This window comes from Streptomyces sp. NPDC054783 (assembly GCF_053611725.1).
In genome coordinates this window covers 8,463-27,960 of the sequence record NZ_JBSHAY010000005.1, presented here as the reverse complement: position 1 = coordinate 27,960, position 19,498 = coordinate 8,463, and the positions used below count along the sequence as shown (strand labels likewise).

Genomic DNA, 19,498 nt, shown 5'->3' with positions numbered 1-19,498 from the left:
TGGTGAAACAACGCGAGGCTGAAGCGACGGGAGACTTCGGTGGCGGAGTCGGGCGCAGGGCGGGACGAGCGGATCCGTGCGCTGCTCGCGGTCCCGGCGGTGTCGGGCCCCGAGGAGCTGCCCTCGGTCGCCGAGGCGGACGCCTACGGCGAGTTGGGTGTCTCCCGCTCGCTGTACACCCGGGTCGAGCAGGACCCGTGCGTGGGCCGGCCCTGGGTGGACGACGCGCTGGATTCGGCCCTGCGGGACAAGGACTTCGTGCTCCTGGCCGGCGTTTCCGGGGCGGCCCGGTGGCGCTCCGCGTGGGAGGCCGTGCGCCGCACCCTCCCCGGCGCCCGGATCCTGGTGCCCCGGCCGGGCGTCGCCGCACTGGCCGAACTGCTCGCGCTGGAACCGCCGTTACGGGTGGGAGCCGCCGGCGTCGTGGTCGTCTGGCTCGATCACCTGGAGCGGTACCTGGGCATCGCAGGCGGCATCGACGGCGAACTGCTCGGCCGGCTCCGCTCGCTCGCAACCCGGGTGGTGGTACTGGCGACCTTCGAGTCCAATGTGCGCGAGCACCTGCTGTCCACCGAGGGCCGGCTCGGATCGACCGCACGGCTGGTCCTGGATCAGGCCGCCGTGGTCGTCGTACCGAGCGAGCCCGTCGCGCGGGGAGAAACGGCTGAGGGTCAACAGCGGCCGTCCGGCGTGGAGTTGACCGATGGCGGACCCGTGCTGGACCAGCGCCGGCAGGAGGGTCTGCGCGCCGCCGGGGACGCCGGAGGGGACGAGACGGCCGCGCTGGGCTCGGCGCTGGTGCGGGCCGCCGTGGACTGGCGGCGCATGGGCCTGTTGCGTCCGATCACCGAGGCCGAACTGCGTGAACTGGCCGGGATCGACCCGCGGTTCCCCGCACCGCAGCCCGACGACGGCACCCGATGGGCCAATGCCCTGAAGTGGGCGGTGACCGTCCCCCCGGAGGCGACCGCAGCGCTGCTGGAGGAAGTGCGCCCGGCGCCCGGACGGACCGCCGGGCGGGCGTTCCGGGCCGCCGAATCCCTCGTGTCCCGTGCAGATCTGCCCGAAGTCCCGCTCGCAGCATGGGAGTTCGCGCTGCGGCGCTGTGACGCGCCGGAGCTGATGGTGGTCGCCGAGGCCGCGCACACCAGTGGCATGACCGAGGTCGCCGAGTCGGCGCTGCGACAGGCCTCGCGCAGCGCCGAACCGCTGGTCGCCTCCTACGCCGGGCTCCGCCTCGGGAGCAGCCTGGACGAACGCGGTGACACCTCCGGCGCGCACGTCGCCTATCGGCAGGCCGTCGCGGACAGCGGGATCGACAGCGGTGTCCGGCGACAGGCCACACCGGACGAGCCGAGCGGGACCCGCCGCGGTGCGAGCGCCGGCTCCATGATGGCCGCGATGGCCTGCGTCAACCTCGGGCAGTCGCTCGCCGGGCAGGGCCGGACCACCGAGGCGGTCGCCGCCTACCGCGAGGCGATCGACATGGACGACCCGGTCGGCACCGTACTGGCCGCGCACAACCTCGGCAGCCTGCTGCACCGGCAGGGTGACACGGCGGCGGCGTGCTCGGCGTACGAGCAGGCGCTCGCCGTGTGCACCTGGCACGGCGACCCCTCCGGACTGCGTGGAATGGTGGCCCATGACCTGGGCGGGCTGCTGGCCGAGCAGGGGGAGACCGCCGCTGCACTGATCGCGTTCGAGGTCGCCGTCGACTCCGGACACAGGCTTGCCGCGCCGCGTGCCGCCGCCCGGATGGGGCTCCTGCTCAGCGAGCGGGGCGACACCGAGGAAGCCGCTGCGGCCTTACGGCTCGCCGCCGAGCCCGAAGAGGCCGAAGAGGCGGAACCCGCGGCCATTGCCCGTCTCCAGCTCGCCGTGCTGACGGAGCAGACGGATCCGGATCAGGCGGCGGCCCTCTACCGGAAGGCGGCCGGCTGCGGCATTGCCCACCTGGCGGGCCCGGCCCTGTGCGGGCTGGCCGCGCTGCTCAGCCGCCGGGGTGACGCGTCCGGCGCCGTACGCGCCTACCAGGAGGCGATCGAGCCGGGCCGCACCGACCCCGTCTCGGCCGCGCGAGCGGCACTCCGGCTCGGCATGGTGCTGGAGGAACGGCACGACACGGACGGCGCGCTCGGCGCGTACCGTGAGGCGATGCGCTCCGGCGACCCGGAGTCGGCACCCTCTGCGGCGTACGGCGCCGGATCCATGCTCCTGCGGCGCGGCGACTTCGACGGCGCCCGCGACGCGTTGCAGCAGGCCGTCCGCTCAGGGCATTCGCACGTGGCCGCGTGGTCCCTGATCCTGCTGAGCGACGCCCTGCTACGGCTGGGGGATCCGCAGGGCGCCCGGTCCGCCCTGGAACGCGCCGCGCTCTCCGAGGACCCGCATGTGCGGCAGGCCGCCCTGGAACGGGCCGACCGCCCGCGGCGCGGCCACGGCACTGACCGCACAGCAGCGAACACCACCGAGCCACCGTACGGGGATGTGTGACATCGACGTGAGCAAGGACAGCGCGCTGGACTTCGGCGACCGCGCGGGGGCCGGGCGGTCCGGCCTGGACGCACGCCTCGCCGAGCTGACCGCGGCCCTGGGCACCCACCGCCTGAGCGTCGTACGCCGGAACGTCTACTACGACGAGAGCGGCGACGGGACCGGAGACCTGCTCTGGCTCTGGCTGTGCGCCACACCCCGCCGGTTCCCCGAGGAGACGCACGATCTCGTGGTCCGGTACAGCACGGCCGACGGCGACTGGCAGGTCTACGCACCCGACGGCCCGACCCGGTGGCTCCCCGCTGACGCCGGTGCCGCCCCGACCGCCGCCGCGATCGCCGCAGTTCTGTCGCCCGCCCAGGGGAGCACGCCGCCCGGACCACCGGCGCTGCGTGACCTGCCCGACTGGGTATCGCTGGTGCTCGGCGGGGCCGCCACGTCGCTGATCGTTCCGTTCGTCCAGGCGATCGCCGGCAAATCGGCCGACGATGCCTACGCGGGCCTGCGCGCCCGGTTGGCCCGGCGCGGCAGACCCACGCCGGACCCGTCCGCCTCGGCCGACTCCGGTACGGCCGGCCCCGCCCCGGACCTCTCGGCGCCGGCCCCGCGCATCCCCCCCGACGGCTCCGGCTTCGTCAGCATCCTCGACCCGGAAGCCGACCTCCAGCTGGTCGTGCCCGACCCCATCCCGCCCGACGCCGTACGGCAGTTGACCGCCATGGACCGCTCGGAGCTGCGCGGCCGTACGCTCGTCTGGGACGACAGCAGGCAGGAGTGGTTGCGTTGCCGCCGGACCTGAACCCCGCCGGTCCGGATGCCGGTTCGGGCCCGGATGCCGATCCGCTCACCCGGCGCTTCAAGGCCTACGCGACCTCCCACGATCCCGGCGTGCTGCTCGACGCCGAAGCCGAGCAGGAAGCGGCCGCCCTCCTGGAGACGGCCGTACGCTCCGTCGTTCGCGACAAGTACATCGACGTGCAGCCCTGGCTGCGTCTCCTCCACGCCACCGGCTGGCTGTTCTGGCTGCGCGCGCCGGTCGACGCCCGGCGCAACCCGCTGAACCACCGGGATCTCCTGCTCGCCTTCGCCCTCCTCGCCCCGCTGCGCGACGCCGCGCCACGGTCCGTGCCGAAGGAGGTGGCCGAGGCGATCGCGGCCCCGTCGCCGCCGGGCACTCCCCAAGTCGGCCTCTGGAACGACCACACGGGTCTGCTCCTGGAAGAGGCGGGAGTGCACGACCGCACGGTACTGCTGGCCGCCGCCGCGGTGCTGTACCTGGGCAGCGCCATGGCCGAGGACAACACGGGCCGGGCCAGGACCATGGGCAACAACGTGCACACCCTGCTCCTGCTGCACGAGTACCACCCCGACTCGGAACTCCTCGACGCAGCTGTCGACTTGGCGCGCAATCTGGTGGCCGAGTCACCGGAAGGCGCTCCCGAGCACCTCCACCATCTGTCCCGGCTGTGCGAAGCCCTGCGGCACGCCTACATCCTCCACCAGGAGCCCCAGGCGCTCGCCGAAGCCATCGGCCTCGCCCGTACGGTGGTCACGGGCCTGCCGCCCGGCCACCCTCGCCGAGCCGGCGCGGTGAGCGAGCTCGCCGGACTGCTGCGCCTGCGCCATGAAGACCTCGGCGACTCGGAGTCGCTGCGGGAGGCCATCGGCCTGACCCGCGCGCTGATCGCCGAACTGCCACACGACCGTCCCGCCCGCGCCCGGGAACTGAACAACCTCGCCTTCGAACTCGAGTTGCTGAGCGAACTGGACAGCGAGGGCGACAACGGCGGGGACCCGGCCGCACTGGACGAGATCGTCGACCTGGGCCGGGCGGCCCTCGCCGCACTCGCACCCGGCACCGACCCGGAACTGCACACGACCGTCCGGGCCAACCTCGCCCGCTGGCTCCGTCGGCGTGCCGGACGCGGTGGACGCGGCGGACCTGTGCACGACCCGGAAGCCGACCTCGCCGAAGCACTCCGGCTCGCCCGGCAGGCCCACGCCGGTACGGCGGGTCGGCCTACGGAGGTGGTGCTGGAGGCGCTGGCCAACGGCCTGGCCGAGCAGTACGCCCGCACCCGTGACCCCGCCGTGCTGGCCGAGTCCATCGCCGTGCTGCGGGACGGCCTGGCCGCCGCCGTGAGCCCCGCCCAACTGGCCTCGCGCCGCTTTCTGCTCGGCGGGGCCCTCAACAACCGCTATGTGGAGTACGGCGAGTCGGCGGACGCCCGCGAGGCGGCGGCCCTGCTCCGTCAGGTCGCGCGGGCCGCCACGGAGAGCGTCCACCGACGGCTGGAGAGCGCGTGGCACGCCGGCAAGCTGGAGATCAACCTGGAGGACTGGCCGCGCGCCGCCGACGATCTCGCCCTCGCGGTCCGTCTGCTGCCGGACCTCGCCGGCTGGCAGCTGCGCGCCGGTGACCGGGAACGCAGGCTGCCCGCCTATGCGCCGCTGCCCACGCTGGCGGCCTCCTGTGCGCTGGCCACCGGCTCACCGGCCCGCGCGCTGGAAGTGCTGGAACAGGGACGCGGGGTGCTCCATGCGGAGGCGTCGGCCGTGCGCGTCGATCTGGAGCGGCTGCGCGTCCGCGCCCCGCACCTCGCCACGGCCCTGGAGGAGCTGCCGACCCGGCTGCGGACCGAGCCGGACGCCGACCGGCGCCACCGACTGGCCGACGAACGACGGCACTTGATCGAGGAGATCAAGGGCGTCCCCGGGTTCGAGGACTTCCTTCAGCCGCCGCGCCTGCAGGAGATCCTCGAAGCCTGCCACGAAGGCCCCGTGGCCGTCCCGATGTTCGGCCGCTACGGCTCCGACGCCCTGCTCGTCACCCGGGACGGCGTCCGCCGGCTGCCGCTGCCCCGGCTCACCGCCGACACCGTCCTGCGGCTGGGCCGCGATCTGCTGGGCGGCGCCGAACTGGCCCTCGACCACGGGGTCTCCCCGGCGCGCCGGAGCCTCGGCGAGTACTCCCTGCGCACCGGTCTGGCACTGCTCTGGGACGCCGTCGTGGGGCCCGTTCTCGATGCCTTGCGGGACGACCTGGGCGGCCCGCGGAAGGGCGCCGTGCCGCCCCGCATGTGGTGGTGTCCCACCGGGCCGCTGAGCCACTTTCCGCTGCACATGGCCGAACGCCGCGAGGAGGGCAGCGCGTTCGCCCTCGTGGTGTCGTCCTACACCCCCACCGTCCACGCGCTCGGCCGCCTCCGGCCCTGGCGGCCCGGCCCGGACAGCCGCCCCCTGGTACTCGCCCTGCCGCGCACCCCCGGCGCCCCGGATCTGCCGGCCGCCGACGAGGAGGCGGCCCTGCTCACCGGCTCCTTTCCCGGAGCCCGCCTGCTGCGCGGGCCGGCCGCCACCCGCGAGCGGCTGATGACGGCCGTCCCGGACCACGACATCGTCCATGTGGCCTGCCACGCCGGACACGACGCCGACCGTCATCACGAGAGCCACCTCGTCCTGCACGACGGCCGGCTGCACATCGGCGACATCGCGGCAGCCCGCACCGACCGGGCCGGTCTGGCCTTCCTCTCCGCCTGCGGCACCGCCCGGAACCGCCTCGACCTGCCGGACGAGTCCCTGAACCTGCTCTCGGCCTTCCAGCTCGCCGGCTTCAGCCACCTGGTGGGCAGCCTCTGGCCGGTCACCGACCGGACCAACACCCACCTGGTGCAGGCCTTCTACGAGTACCTGACGGACCGTCAGGATGGGACTGTCGCCGAGTCCCTCCATCACGCCGTGTCCCAGGTGCGCGAGCGAGAGCCCGAACGGCCCTCGCTCTGGACACCCCACCTGCACATCGGTCCCTGAGCCACGGCCGGGTGTCTCACCCGTCCGCGTCGGGATGGCAGCACGACCCCCGCCGGAGCCGCTCGGCCACCCCGAGCCAGGACATGTCCCGGGGAGGTTCGTGCACCACGACCGACCGGTGAGCCGACGTCAAGTCGACCTGGGCGTGGGGGACTCCCTCGCGCACGACGACCGGGATGCGGACGAGGGAGCCGAAGTCGGAGAACGGGTCGCCGTCGACGATCGTCAGGTCGGCGATCCTGCCCTCCTCCACCGTCCCGAGGTCGGAATCGAGGCCGAAGAGACGGGCCGGCTCCACGGTCGCGGTGTGCAGGGCCTCGGCGGCCGTGAAGCCGTGCGCGACCAGGGCACGCAGGCACAGGTGCAGGGAGAGACCGACCGGGACCAGGGGCGAGTCGGTGCCCAGGGCGATACGGGCGCCGTGCGAGGCCAGCCGCCGGTAGTCCGCCATCTCGGTGGCGAGAGCCCGCTGTTGCGCCTCCGTGGGGGCGGTGCGGGCGTGGGCGCGGACGACGGCGACGTCCCAGGGCGGCATGAGACGCGTCACGCGCGGATCCTCGGCGAGCCCGGGGTCGGCGGCGAGCAGGATCTGCGCGCTGAACGGCGTGATGATCAGGGCGAAGGAGCCGTCGGCGTACTGCTGCACCAGATCCTGTCCGATACGGCCGAGCGGGGTGGTCGCATGCCCGTACTCGAGGCGCTGGGTGGCCTGCAGATGGGTGGTCAGGTCCTGGCCCGCCGCCCGGCCGGGCGAGCACAGATGGCTGCCGCTGGGCACGCCCAGCGCGTGGGCCGCCTCGGCCGCCTCGGCCATGACCTCGCCCGGGGCGCGCACATACGTCTTCACGAAGTCGACGTCCAGGGCGGCGGCGCGCCGGAGAGTACGCCGGACACCCTCGCGGGTGCGGTGGGCGCGGCCCATGCTGTACGCGGTGCGGGCCCCGTCGATCAGTTCGGCGCAGGCGAGCTGCCGCGGGCCGAGCAGGTCCCCCGAGCCGGCCGCCTCGCGCAGCCGTACCGCGTCGTACAGCGGACTGCCCAGGCAGAACGTGGTCGTGATGCCGTACGCGAGCGTGGTCAGGCTCTGCCGGGCGCCGTAGGTGGCCGCATACGGGTGGGTGTGGCTGTCGACGAGGCCGGGGACGACGGTCCGGCCGGAGGCGTCGAGGGTGCGGTGTCCGGGGCGGCGGGCACGGTGCGGCTCGACGGCGGTGATCCGCTTGCCGGTGACGAGGATGTCGACGTCGTGCCGTGGCGGCGCGCCGGTGCCGTCCCACAGCTGGCCGGCGTGGATCCGAAGCGGTGCGGCGGGGCCGCTCGCACGGCGCCCGGTGGTCAGCCGGAGCGGCAGCGTGTGGGCCCGTGCGGTGGTGAGGGAGAGCCGGCGCAGCCGGCCTTCGGAAAGGTAGAGGAGCGTGCCGGAGTCCGCGGACCAGCTCGGGTGGTCGGCCGGTTCGTCGGTGAGCCGGCGGGCCGGACCGGCCGGTGTGCCGTCGGCCGTCACGGGCAGCAGCCACAGCGCCGACTCGGCGACCAGTGCCATCCAGCGGCCGTCGGGCGACCACACGGGTCCGGAGGCGACCCGGTCGGACAGCGACTGGTGCTCGGCGGGCAGGTGACGGCGTTCGCCGCCGGTGCGGGTGTCGAGGACGCGGATGAGGTTGTACCCTTCGCGGAAGCGCTGGTTGAGCCGGTTGCGGTCACAGAACGCCACGTACCGGCCGTCGGGCGACCAGGTGGGCGCTCCGGGCGGCCCGTCGGTGGCCAGCGGCCGGGCCAGCACCTGCTCGTCGCCCGTGGCCAGCGTGCGCAGCAGCAGGTTCCCTGTCACGTCCTGGCAGGCCAGGCGGGTGCCGTCCGGTGACAGCGCGGGATACAGCCGGCCGCCCTCGGCCAACGGCTCGTCGGTGCCGCTGCCGAGGTGACGGCGGCGTACGGCCACCAGTCCGTCCCGGTCCGTGCAGTACAGCAGGCTGCGCCCGTCCGGTGCCCACGCCGGCATCTGCACCAGGTGGACGTCGGCCGCCTGGAGGAGCTTGCGCGGCGTGCCGCCGACCGGCATCAGCCACAGGGCGTTCAGCGCCACGAAGGCCACGCTGCGACCGTCCGGGGACAGGGCCGGCCGGTGCAGACCGCGCACCGGGAGCGGCAACTCCGGTGCGAGCGGCGCCCGTCGGGGCCCCCGCGACGGACCGGGCACCGGCATCCGGGCGGTGAAGGGAACCTCCCGCACGGAGGAACCGGTCAGGGAGCGGACGCGGATCCGGCCGTCACCGACGTACAGCAGCTCGTCCTCGCTCAGCCAGCACGGCGGAGCGGCCGCCAAGTCCTCGTCCTCCGTCACGACTTCGTCATCGACCATCAGCCGTGCCGCGTCGGCCGGATGCCCGGGGCTGCCCGCACCGGTCAGATGCACATACGCGATCCGCCCCGCGGGCGAGACGGACGGGCCCAGCAGCCGCCCCCCGGTCACCGTCCGCAGCACTTCGGCCGGACCGCCCGAGACCGGCACGCGGACCAGCGACAGCCCGCCGTCGTTGCCGCCGCCCGGCGTGTGGGCGGCGCGCACGCACACCAGCGACCGCCCGTCCGCCGACCAGGCCGGATCGAAGTCCTCGTGCTCCCCGCCGGTGAGCCGCCGCAGCCGGCCGTCGGCCACGTCCAGCACCCACAGCCCGTAGGAGGAACCGGCCGTGGCGTCGCCGCCGCGTTCGGAGGAGAAGGCCAGCCGGGTGCCGTCCGGCGACCACGCGGCCCCGCGGTCGTCCCACGGCCCGTCCGTCAACTGCCGCAGCCCGCCGCCGTCCGGCCGCAGCGACCACACATGGAAGCCTCCCCCGCGATAGCCGCACACGGCCAGCGTCCTCCCGTCGGGGGACAGCGAGGGGCGCGTCGCCTCCAGCTCCCACTCCGTCACCCGTACGGCCGTCCCGCCGTCCCGGGGCACCCGCCACAGCACCCCCTGCACCTCGGCGATCAGGTCACCTCCGGCCCGGCTGCCGGTGACCGAACCCCCTGTCGTCCGGGTGCAGGTGAGGAACCGCCCCCCGTCGCCGGCCCGCGCACCGGACCCGACCGGCAGCCCGACCGCCGTCGCCGCCCGTGCGGAGACCCCGGTGACGAGCCCTGCCGCCGCCGTCCCGAGAAACCCGCGCCGACCCACCCTGCCGAAGTCCATCCCCAGTCCTTCCTGCCTGCCGCCTGTCGTTCAGCCAAGTGGCAGCGGTACATCCCGCACCAGTACGCCATTTCGGCCACACCGGCCCCGCCCCACGCCCAGGGCAACGCCCGGGCCGGACGGCGGTCACGCGGGGTCACCCTGCCGCGCCGACGGCTCCGGAACGCTCACCAGCCCGTCAGCAGCAGGTGGTTGAGCAGCAGGGCCAGGACGGCCTGGGCGGTGAGCCAGGGGCGGGGGCGGGGGAGGAGGGCGCAGGCGGGGAGGAGCCAGAGGGCGAAGGGCAGCCAGATGCGTTCCGTCTCCGCCTTGCTCATGCCGGACAGGTCGGCGACCAGCAGGGCGAACAGCGCGGCGGAGACCATGAGCGCCAGGCGCAGCTCCGCGGGGCGTCGGGTGGCGGTCCCGGGGAGCAGCGTGGTGGTCGTCCGGCGCAGGCCCGCCACCGTGGCCGGGCCGGTGATGACGGCGGTGCAGGCGAGGTTGGCCCAGACCCAGTAGCCGTAGGGTCGGGTGCCGCCGACACCCTGGTAGTAGCGCGTGACGAGGAGGTGGTACGCCTGCCACCAGTCGAAGCCGGCCAGCGTGAACACCACCGGAAACACGGCCAGTCCGGCGAGCAGGGACAACAGGAGGGCCGGGCGTTCCCGGAGTTCGTGGCGCGCGAGCGCGACGACCGCGGCGCCGATGAGGGCGAACAGCGCGAGGCCGTAGGAGAGGTAGCAGGTCAGGCCGAAGAGAAGGCCCGAGGCCGCCGCGTACCCGTGGGACCGCCGGGTCAGTGCCAGGGCGAGCAGCGCCGGCGACCATGCGGCGACCGCCGCGAAGTAGCCGTCGGCGGAGGTCCCCTGCCACACCGCGGCCGGGGCCAGCACCAGGAACGGCGCCGCTCGCCGCGCGAGCGTCTCGTCGGCCAGCGCGCGCAGCGCGATCAGCACGGCCACGCAGCCCGTCGCACCCACCGTGATGCACCACATCCCGGCCCAGCCGCCGCCGCGCAGCCCGATGCGGTCCAGCAGCACGAAGGTGAGCGTGGCGGCCGGCGGATGGCCGGCGATATGGGCGGGCCAGGGGTCGGGTGTGCCGCTGACGATGTGGTGGGTGAAGTCGCGCAGGGTGGCCGGGATGTCGTGGAAGCGGCCGATCACCCGGAGGTATTCGTTGCTGGTGGTCAGCCTGACCGCGATGCCCTGGTGCCAGCCGTCGACCAGGGCGAGGGACAGGATCCAGGCCAGGGCAGCCGCCCAGGCCGCCGCGAGCAGCCCGCGCCAGGACAGCCGGGCCGCGAGTGCGGGGCCGTGGGCCACGGTGGCCGCCGCCACCGCCAGGGCCGCCGGGGTGCCGGGGCCGAGGTGCGGGTCCCAGTCCGCGAACAGCGGCGGCCAGTGCACGTACAGGGTGTGGCGGGTGTCCTGGATGTGCCGGCCGACGACGACGGCCGCCGTCACGAGGAGGGCGGCGGCACCGGCGGCGTACAGGTCACGGCGGAGGGATCTGGTCACACCGGAACGCTAGGCCGGGGGAGCGGCGACCGGCCGCCGTACGGGCTGGACGTCAGCGTTTCGTCACCGGTCGCGGGCCCTTCTCCGGTGGTCTCCCGGCCTACGGTCGGGACATGCGTGACCATTCCCGGCTTCCCACTTCCCCAGGTTTCTGGCGCAGCCCGCTGCGCGGCCCCTGGTTCACCTCGGTGCTCGGCCTCGTCCTGCTCGTCGGCATCACCGTGCTGTTCGTGACCGGCCTGGTGTCGTACGCCGCCTACAACCCGGGCCTGTCCCGGGTGAACGACATGACCCCGGACAAGGGCGTCCTGGGCTTCTACCTCTTCGCCTGGCCCACCGACCCGGTGTGGCTGTACCGGCTCACCCAAGGCGTCCACGTCACTCTCGGCATCACCCTGATCCCCGTCCTGCTGGCCAAGCTGTGGTCGGTGGTGCCGAGGCTCTTCACCCTGCCGCCGGCCCGCTCCCTCGCACACGCGCTGGAGCGGATCTCCCTGTTGCTGCTGGTCGGTGGAGGGCTGTTCGAGTTCACCACCGGAGTCCTCAACGTCCAGCTGGACTACGTCTTCCCGGGCTCCTTCTACCCGCTGCACTTCTACGGGGCATGGGTGTTCTTCGCCGCGTTCGTGGCCCACGCCGTGCTGAAGACACCCACGGCGGTACGGGCCGTACGCCAGCGCCGGCAGGAGCAGAACGACCTGGTCTCCCCGCGCCCCGCGGCGCCCACCGTCTCCCGGCGCGGCGCCCTGGGGCTGGTCGGCGGGGGTTCCCTGCTGCTGTTCCTGACCACGGTCGGGCAGAGCCTGGGCGGGCCCTTCCGCCGTACGGCCCTGCTCGCCCCGCACGGCACCGCCGATCCCGGCGGCGGCCCCAACGGATTCCAGATCAACAAGACCGCCGCCTACGCCGGCATCACGGCGGCCGACACCCACGAGGACGCCTGGCGGCTCGTCGTCACCGGCCGCACCGGAACCGTCCGGCTCAGCCGCGCCCAGGTGCTCCAACTGCCGCAGCACAGCGCGTCGTTGCCCATCGCCTGTGTCGAGGGCTGGTCGACCGCGGACCAGTGGTGGCGCGGGGTACGGCTGCGCGACCTCGCCGCGCTCGTCGGGTACGACGGCGATCCGCCGGACGTCCTCGTGGAGTCCCTGCAGCGGCACGGAGCGTTCCGGCGTGCGGCCCTGCGCGCCAATCAGGTGGCCGACGGACGCTCTCTGCTCGCGCTCTTCGTCAACGGCGAGGAACTGTCCCCCGACCACGGGCACCCGGCGCGGATCATCGTCCCGGCGGCACCCGGCGTGCTCAACACCAAGTGGGTGGCCCGACTGACCTTCGGAGACCTGTGATGCCGCGTCGCGTACGCCTGGGAAGTCCGCTCCAACTGCTGCTGCTCGCCTGCTCGTTCGCCCTCGCCGCGTATGCCGGGGTGCGGCTGCTCGCCGGCGACTGGTTCGGGGTGGCGCTGTGGATCGTGGGAGCCGCCCTGCTGCACGATCTCGTCCTGCTGCCGCTGTACACGGCGGCCGACCGGGCGGTCACCGGCGGCCTGGGGGCAACCGGACGACGTGGCTGGACGCTGTACGTGCGCGTCCCGGCCATGCTGTCCGGGCTGCTCCTGCTCGTCTGGTTCCCGCTGATCAGCGGGATGACGGACCGGCGTTACCGGTCCGCCACCGGGCTCTGCCCGGACGGCTTCCTCACCCGCTGGCTGCTGATCACCGCCGTGCTCTTCGGCGGCTCGGCGCTGCTCCTGGGATGGCGGGTGCGCAGGGCGGCGAAGCACCGGCCGCCCGCCGACCACTGAGCGACGGACCGCCACCCGGCCCTGCGCGCGTACCGCAGCAGGGCCGGGGTGCCGAGGCGCGCCCAGGGAAACGGGGCACCGGTGGCCCGGGCGGCGCCGATGGCGTCGACCACCTGGACCCGGGCGCGTTCGTCGACGTGTCCCGGCACGGTCTCGGCGATCAGCAGCCCGCCCGGGCGCAGCAGCGCGGCCACCCGCTCCAGCAGCACGGACGGCTCCCCGCCGATGCCGATGTTGCCGTCCATGAGCAGCACGGTGTCCCAGCGGCCCTCGCCGGGCAGCGGCTCGAAGACCGAGCGCCGCAGCGCCTGTCCGCCGAGCCCGATGGTGTGGTCGACGGCGGCCTCGCTGACGTCGATGCCGAGCACGGGACGGCCCCGGGCCGCGAGTTCCGCCACCAGCCGGCCGGGACCGCAGCCGACGTCCAGGACGGCGCCCTCGCAGCGGTCCAGGACCTCCAGGTCGACGTGATCGGCTCGGCCGCACCAGCGTTCCACCTCCAGCGGCAACAGCCAGCCGTCGGTGCGGCGCAGGAACAGCGGGCCGCGGCCGGTGCGCAGCGCGGCCGCGTAAGGGTCGGCGGCCGCCCAGGCGACAGAGCCGCCCATCACCGGCCGACCGGCGTACAGCGGGCCAGCTGGGCGGCGAACCGGCCGCGCGGAGCCAGCGCGGCGACGGCGTGCGCGTCGGCGACGGTGTCGACGTCCCGCAGCCGGGGCAGCTCGCGCACCCGCAGCCCGGCGGCCAGCAGCCGCTCCCGCTGCACGGCCCCGGTCACCGGCGTCGACATGGGCACACCGCGCAGCAGCGCGGGGTCGGGCTCGGCCAGGCCCAGGGCCCAGAAGCCGCCGTCCTCGGCCGGGCCGAGACAGGCGTCGCAGCCCGCGAAGTCCACCGTGAGCAGTTCCGGCGTGACCTGCGGGGTGTCCATGCCGATGAGCAGGGCCGGGCCGGAGCAGTGCGCGAAGGCGTCCGCCAGCCGCTCGTCCAGCCCGCCCGCGCACTGCGGCAGCACCTCGAAGCCGGCCGGCAGCCAGTCTCCCGGCACCCCGTCGAGGACGAGGACCCGCCGGGTCGCGGGGGCCGCGGCCACGGCCTGCAGGGTGTCCGCGAGCGCCGCCTCCGCCAGACGGGCAGCCTGTTGTGGCGTGAACGGCGGGGTGAGCCGGGTCTTGACCCGCCCCGGCAGCGGTTCCTTCGCGACGACGAGCAGCGTGGTCACCGTGCGAGCCCCCCGTCGGCCGGGGTCTCGGCCAGCACGCGGCTCATGTCCCGCACCGCCTGCCAGGTGCCCCGCCAGGTGCCCGTCACCTTGGAGGCGCCGGTGCGCGGGCGGTAGGGAACGTCGTGCTCGGCGATGCGCCAGCCGGCGTCGGCCGCGCGGACGACCATCTGCAGCGGATAGCCGCTGCGCCGGTCGGTGAGGCCGAGCGCGAGCAGCGGCTCACGGCGGGCGGTGCGCAGCGGGCCCAGGTCGTGCAGGCGCAGCCCGGTACGGCGGCGCAGTATCCGCGCCAGCGCGAGATTGCCCGCGCGGGCGTGCGCCGGCCAGGCGCCCCGGCCCTCAGGACGCCGCCGGCCGAGGACCAGGTCGGCGGCGCCGTCCCGGATCTCCCGCACGAAGGGAACGAGCAGCGCGGGGTCGAGGGAGGCGTCGCAGTCGCAGAAGCACACGATGTCGGCCGTGGCCGCGGTCAGTCCGGCGTGGCAGGCGGCGCCGAAGCCGCGCCGCGGCTCGTGCACCACCGTCGCGCCGAGCGCGCGGGCGATGCCGGGGGAGCCGTCGGTGGAACCGTTGTCGACGACGAGCGCGCGCCAGCCGGCCGGGATCCGGCCGAGCACCCAGGGCAGGGCCTCGGCCTCGTCCAGGCAGGGGAGCACCACGTCGACGTCCGCTGAAGTGGTCGTCACGGTTTCACCCTACGAACGCCGATCGGGCATATCGGACTCTTGGTCCTTACGAAACGCGGACGCCCGCCCCGCGGCCGGACGACGGCTGCCGAGTGGTGCGAGGCTGGTGGCATGCAATCGCTGTACGAGCCCGACGAGACCGAAGCCGCAGGCGGGACCGCCCGGATCCTGGTCGTGGACGACGATCCGACCGTCGCCGAGGTCGTCACCGGATACCTGCACCGCGCCGGCTATGTGGTCGACCGCGCCGACGACGGCCCGACCGCCCTCACCCGCGCCGCCGCGCACCGGCCCGACCTCGTGGTGCTCGACCTGATGCTGCCCGGCATGGACGGCCTGGAGGTGTGCCGGCGGATGCGGGACGGCGGGCCCGTGCCGGTCATCATGCTCACCGCCCGCGGTGACGAGGACGACCGCATCCTGGGCCTGGAGGTCGGCGCCGACGACTACGTCACCAAGCCCTTCAGCCCCCGCGAACTGGTCCTGCGCGTGGAGTCCGTGCTGCGCCGCAGCCGCCCGGTCAGGACGGGGCACCAACTGGCCGCGGCAGGCCTCTGCGTCGACCCCTACGCCCGCCGGGCCACCAAGAACGGCACCGAACTCGCCCTCACTCTCCGGGAGTTCGACCTGCTCGCCTTCTTCCTGCGGCACCCGGGCCGGGCCTACAGCCGGGAGGATCTGATGCGTGAGGTCTGGGGCTGGGACTTCGGCGACCTGTCGACCGTCACCGTCCATGTCCGCCGGCTGCGCGGCAAGGTCGAGGACGACCCGGCCCGGCCCCGCCTGATCCAGACCGTGTGGGGCGTCGGCTACCGCTTCGAGTCCGGCGAGGAGGTGCTCTGAACATGCCCCCCACCCTCCTCATCGTCCTGTACGCCTTCGCCGGCGCCGCCGCCGCGGGGGTCACGGGCGCGGGCGTGCTGCGCCTGATCCGGCGCCGCTCGCTCACCGCCTCCATCGCCGTCGTCGCGGCGGTCGGCGTCGTCGCCATGCTCGCCGGCACGCTCGCCGTCGCCTGGGCGATGTTCCTGTCCTCGCACGACCTGACCGTGGTCACCACCGTCGTCGCGATGGCGGCCGTGGTCTCCCTGGCCACCGCCCTGCTCCTGGGCCGCTGGGTCGTCGCCCGCAGCCGCGAACTCACCGACGCCGCCCGCTCGTTCGGTGACGCCGGCGCCTTCGCCGCCCCGCATGGCCCCGCCACCGCCGAACTGGCCGCCCTCAGCCGCGAGTTGGCCGCCACCAGCGCGCGGCTCGCCGAATCCCGCGAACGGGAGCGGGCGTTGGAGAAGTCCCGGCGCGAGCTGGTCGCCTGGATCTCGCACGACCTGCGCACCCCGCTCGCCGGGCTGCGCGCCATGTCGGAGGCGCTGGAGGACGGCGTGGCCGCCGACCCCGGCCGCTACCTCAAACAGATCCGCACCGAGGTCGAACGGCTCAACGACATGGTCGGCGACCTCTTCGAACTCTCCCGCATCCACGCGGGCACCCTCCCGCTGAGCCCGACCCGGATCTCCCTGTACGACCTGGTCGGCGACGCACTGGCCGGCGCCGACCCGCTCGCCCGGGAACACGGGGTACGGCTCGTGGGCGACCTCGTCGAACCCGTACCGGTGGAGGTGGACGGCAAGGAGATGACCCGCGTGCTCGGCAACCTCCTGGTCAACGCCATCCGCCGGACCCCGCCCGACGGCACCGTCGCCGTCGCCGCCGAGCGCACCGACGACGGGGTGGTGCTGTCCGTCACGGACGGCTGCGGCGGCATCCCCGAGGAGGACCTGCCGCGCGTCTTCGACACCGGCTGGCGCGGCAGCGACGCACGGACCCCGCCTGCCGGGGCGGGGCTGGGGCTGGCGATCGTACGGGGCATCGTCGAGGCCCATCAGGGCCGGGCGACCGTCCGCAACATCCCGGGCGGCTGCCGCTTCGAGGTGACCCTGCCGACGGCGAAGGCGTGAACGGTCACTGTTCCGGGCGGCAGGTGATGGAGTTCGGGGACACGTTCCGGCAGGTGAGCCCGCTCCCGGGGCCGATGATGTGCGACAGGAGCGGCGCGATGTCCTTCTCGCAGGACAAGCCCGTGCCGCCGTCCTCGGGGTCCTCGTTCGCGTGACGGCAGACCTTGTCGATGACGGTGCCGCTGTCGACCTTCGGGCCGGGCGGCGGCGTGTCCGCGGAGGCTGATGGGACGAGGAGGCCCAGGCCGAGCATCGGCGCGGTGAGCAGGGCTGCGACCTGGGCGCGGGTCGGCCTCAGGGTCCGTCGAGGCATGGCTGTCCTTCCGACTGGTTCGTACGCATCGATTGGTTCATGCGAATTTCGAAGCAGCGCCATGATCAACGGTCAGGCCGCCCCGCGCGTGTGGACACGCTCAGTGCGTTCGCGTGAACTCCTGCATTCCCTCCGCGAAGCCCACCTCCGGCTTCCAGCCGAGTTCCGCGCGCAGCCGGGAGGAGTCCGCCGTGATGTGGCGGACGTCGCCCAGACGGTACTCGCCGGTGACGACCGGTTCCGGGCCGCCGTGGGCGGCGGACAGGGCGCGGGCCAGGTCGCCGACGGTGTGCGGCTCGCCGCTGCCGGTGTTGTACGCCCTGAGGGTTCCGGGGCGCGGCCCGGCCTCCAGCGCGACGACGTTGGCCGCGGCCACGTCCCGTACGTGGACGAAGTCCCGCCGCTGCCGGCCGTCCTCGAACACCCGCGGGGCCTCGCCGCGTTCGAGGGCCGAGCGGAAGAAGGAGGCGACTCCGGCGTACGGGGTGTTGCGGGGCATCCCGGGGCCGTACACGTTGTGGTAGCGCAACGAGATCGCCGTACCGTCCGTGGCGCGGGCCCAGGCGGCCGAGAGGTGTTCCTGGGCGAGCTTGGTCGCGGCGTAGACGTTGCGCGGGTCGGGCGGGGCGTCCTCGGTGACCAGACCGGGAACGAGGGACGCGCCGCACCGCGGGCAGGGGGGTTCGAAGCGGCCCGCCTCCAGGTCGGCCGCGGTCCGCGGCCCCGGGCGTACGACGCCGTGCGCGGGGCAGTCGTAGCGGCCCTCTCCGTACACCACCATCGAACCGGCCAGCACCAGCTTCCGTACGCCCGCCGAGGCCATCTCGGCGAGCAGGACGGCGGTGCCCAGATCGTTGCGGGAGACGTACTCGGCCGCGTCCGCGACGCCGTTGCCGAGACCCACCATGGCCGCCTGGTGACAGACCGCGTCCACGCCGGACAGTGCGTGGGCGACCGCTGCCCGGTTGCGCACGTCGGCGCCCCGTTCGGTCCGGACGTCGTACACGAGCGGCTCGTGCCCGCTCGCGCGCAGCGCCTCGACGACATGGGACCCGATGAACCCGGCACCGCCGGTGACCAGTACACGCATACGGCCACGCTAGACGCGCACGGCGCCGGAACAGGGTGACGCGACCGCCATGTCACGACTCCGTAAGGCAAGGCGATGTCAGCCCGTCCTCGGGCCACCGTGGCGCACGGCCCGGGTGCCGGAGGGCCGCGTCGGCCGACGTCGGCCGGCTGCACGACCGTGCGGGCCCCGAGCGGCCGTGAGCCACCGGGGGATCAACGGACTGCGGTCGGCCGTCTCGTGAGTGTTTCAAGAACTTCTGTCAACAACGTTGACTCCCGGGTGCTCCGCCCTCACATTACTTTTCGGTAGTACCTCGCGGTAACCCCGCGACACGGCACCTCCCTTGCCCTGAGCCGCCGCATTCTCGCGCACCAGCACCCACCCGGGCACAGCCATGCCCACCTGCTGCGTGTCCCCCATCCCGAGAACAGGGAGCACCCGCCCATGCCCATGCCCATGCCCATGCCCAAACCTGCCCTGCGCCGAGCCATCGCCGTGACGTCCGCACTCGCCGGCACGCTGGCCCTCGGCCTCACCGCCGCCCCCGCCCACGCCACGGCACCCCTGAACTACGCCGCCCTCGGCGACAGTTACAGCGCCGCCTCGGGCGTCCTGCCCGTCGACACGAGCAACCTGATCTGCCTGCGCTCGACGGCCGACTACCCCCACGTCATCGCCGCCCGCACCGGCGCCGGGCTCACGGACGTCACCTGCGGCGCCGCCCAGGCCAAGCACTTCACCGAGTCCCAGTACCCCGGGGTCGCCCCGCAGGCGGACGCGGTCACCGCCGACACCGACCTGGTGACGCTGACGATCGGCGGAAACGACAACGGCACCTTCGTCGACGCCATGCTCGCCTGCGGCACCGCCGGCGTCCTCAGCGGCGGCAACGGCAGCCCCTGCAAGGACACCTACGGCAGTTCCTTCGACGACGCGATCGACGCGAAGACCTACCCCGCGGTGCAGGACGCGCTGCGCGCCGTGCGGGCCAAGGCGCCGAACGCCCGGCTCGCAGTGCTGGGTTACCCGTGGATCACGCCCGCCACGGCCGACCCGTCCTGCTTCGCCCGACTGCCGGTCGCCTCCGGTGACGTGCCGTACCTGCACGCGCTGCAGGCCCACCTCAACGCCGTCTTGCAGCGCGCCGCCGAGGAGACCGGGGCCACGTACGTCGACTTCTCGCAGGCGTCGGAGGGCCATGACGCGTGCCAGGCCGTCGGCACCCGGTGGATCGAGCCGCTGCTGTTCGGGCAGAACATCGTCCCGGTCCACCCCAACGCGCTCGGCGAGCAGCGCATGGCCGAGCGCACCATGAGTGTTCTCGGCATCGGCTGACCCCCGGCGCCCCCGCGGGACGGGCGGGCGCCTACCGGGCCCTTGCGCCACCTGGCCGGCACGAAAGTGGGCCCGGGGGGGACGCACCAGGGCGCGGGCCCGGGGCTGTGCGACGGGGCGGG

General features: G+C 74.2%; 14 protein-coding genes. 7 read left to right on the top strand and 7 right to left on the bottom strand.

The window, feature by feature from the left end; translation table 11 throughout:
• The first annotated feature begins 39 nt into the window (after positions 1 to 39).
• The 3 genes from ACWGJ5_RS11805 to ACWGJ5_RS11795 are packed head-to-tail and all read left to right on the top strand — an operon-like array spanning position 40 to position 6,303.
• Positions 40 to 2,493 (top strand): tetratricopeptide repeat protein, encoded by a 2,454-nt coding sequence (locus tag ACWGJ5_RS11805; protein WP_453309580.1) that lies wholly within the window; start codon positions 40 to 42, stop codon positions 2,491 to 2,493.
• On the top strand, positions 2,486 to 3,292 hold the full coding sequence (locus ACWGJ5_RS11800) for a hypothetical protein (RefSeq protein ID WP_453309579.1): 807 nt from the start codon (positions 2,486 to 2,488) through the stop codon (positions 3,290 to 3,292). The genes ACWGJ5_RS11805 and ACWGJ5_RS11800 overlap by 8 nt, the downstream gene beginning before the upstream one ends.
• The gene (locus ACWGJ5_RS11795; RefSeq protein ID WP_453309578.1) at positions 3,277 to 6,303 is read left to right on the top strand and encodes a CHAT domain-containing protein; all 3,027 of its coding nucleotides are present in this window, start codon (positions 3,277 to 3,279) and stop codon (positions 6,301 to 6,303) included. Before ACWGJ5_RS11800 ends, ACWGJ5_RS11795 begins: the two co-directional genes overlap by 16 nt.
• Positions 6,304 to 6,319: 16 nt before the next feature.
• On the opposite strand, the gene ACWGJ5_RS11790 is transcribed toward ACWGJ5_RS11795, so the two are convergent.
• Positions 6,320 to 9,481, bottom strand: coding sequence for an amidohydrolase family protein (locus tag ACWGJ5_RS11790; RefSeq protein ID WP_453309577.1), 3,162 nt, complete (start codon positions 9,479 to 9,481; stop codon positions 6,320 to 6,322).
• Between the two features lie 167 nt (positions 9,482 to 9,648).
• Positions 9,649 to 10,983: a hypothetical protein gene (locus ACWGJ5_RS11785; RefSeq protein ID WP_453309576.1), complete on the bottom strand. Its 1,335-nt coding sequence runs from the start codon at positions 10,981 to 10,983 to the stop codon at positions 9,649 to 9,651.
• Positions 10,984 to 11,096: 113 nt separating this feature from the next.
• Between ACWGJ5_RS11785 and ACWGJ5_RS11780 the strand changes: the two genes are divergently transcribed.
• Entirely contained in the window at positions 11,097 to 12,329 is a 1,233-nt protein-coding gene (locus ACWGJ5_RS11780; protein WP_453309575.1) for a molybdopterin-dependent oxidoreductase, read from the top strand.
• A 313-nt stretch (positions 12,330 to 12,642) separates the two neighbouring features.
• Here ACWGJ5_RS11780 and ACWGJ5_RS11775 read toward each other — a convergent pair whose 3' ends face one another.
• Genes ACWGJ5_RS11775 through ACWGJ5_RS11765 form a run of 3 tightly spaced genes read right to left on the bottom strand, consistent with a single transcriptional unit; the run spans position 12,643 to position 14,698 of the window.
• Positions 12,643 to 13,395 (bottom strand): class I SAM-dependent methyltransferase, encoded by a 753-nt coding sequence (locus ACWGJ5_RS11775; RefSeq protein ID WP_453309574.1) that lies wholly within the window; start codon positions 13,393 to 13,395, stop codon positions 12,643 to 12,645.
• The gene (locus tag ACWGJ5_RS11770) at positions 13,395 to 14,009 is read right to left on the bottom strand and encodes a TIGR04282 family arsenosugar biosynthesis glycosyltransferase (protein WP_453309573.1); all 615 of its coding nucleotides are present in this window, start codon (positions 14,007 to 14,009) and stop codon (positions 13,395 to 13,397) included. Before ACWGJ5_RS11770 ends, ACWGJ5_RS11775 begins: the two co-directional genes overlap by 1 nt.
• Entirely contained in the window at positions 14,006 to 14,698 is a 693-nt protein-coding gene (locus ACWGJ5_RS11765) for a glycosyltransferase family 2 protein (RefSeq protein WP_453309572.1), read from the bottom strand. The genes ACWGJ5_RS11770 and ACWGJ5_RS11765 overlap by 4 nt, the downstream gene beginning before the upstream one ends.
• 111 nt (positions 14,699 to 14,809) lie before the next feature.
• Here ACWGJ5_RS11765 and ACWGJ5_RS11760 point away from each other — a divergent pair, with 111 nt between their 5' ends.
• The gene (locus ACWGJ5_RS11760) at positions 14,810 to 15,541 is read left to right on the top strand and encodes a response regulator transcription factor (RefSeq protein ID WP_453309571.1); all 732 of its coding nucleotides are present in this window, start codon (positions 14,810 to 14,812) and stop codon (positions 15,539 to 15,541) included.
• 2 nt (positions 15,542 to 15,543) lie between these two features.
• Positions 15,544 to 16,656, top strand: a complete 1,113-nt coding sequence (locus ACWGJ5_RS11755; RefSeq protein WP_453309570.1) for a sensor histidine kinase — start codon at positions 15,544 to 15,546, stop codon at positions 16,654 to 16,656.
• Between the two features lie 4 nt (positions 16,657 to 16,660).
• Here ACWGJ5_RS11755 and ACWGJ5_RS11750 read toward each other — a convergent pair whose 3' ends face one another.
• Positions 16,661 to 16,969: a hypothetical protein gene (locus ACWGJ5_RS11750; RefSeq protein WP_453309569.1), complete on the bottom strand. Its 309-nt coding sequence runs from the start codon at positions 16,967 to 16,969 to the stop codon at positions 16,661 to 16,663.
• Positions 16,970 to 17,069: 100 nt separating this feature from the next.
• Positions 17,070 to 18,059 (bottom strand): NAD-dependent epimerase/dehydratase family protein, encoded by a 990-nt coding sequence (locus ACWGJ5_RS11745; protein ID WP_453309568.1) that lies wholly within the window; start codon positions 18,057 to 18,059, stop codon positions 17,070 to 17,072.
• 444 nt (positions 18,060 to 18,503) lie between these two features.
• Here ACWGJ5_RS11745 and ACWGJ5_RS11740 point away from each other — a divergent pair, with 444 nt between their 5' ends.
• Positions 18,504 to 19,376 carry an SGNH/GDSL hydrolase family protein gene (locus ACWGJ5_RS11740; protein WP_453309567.1) on the top strand — a complete coding sequence of 291 codons (873 nt, stop codon included), beginning with the start codon at positions 18,504 to 18,506 and terminating at the stop codon, positions 19,374 to 19,376.
• The last annotated feature ends 122 nt before the right edge of the window (positions 19,377 to 19,498 follow it).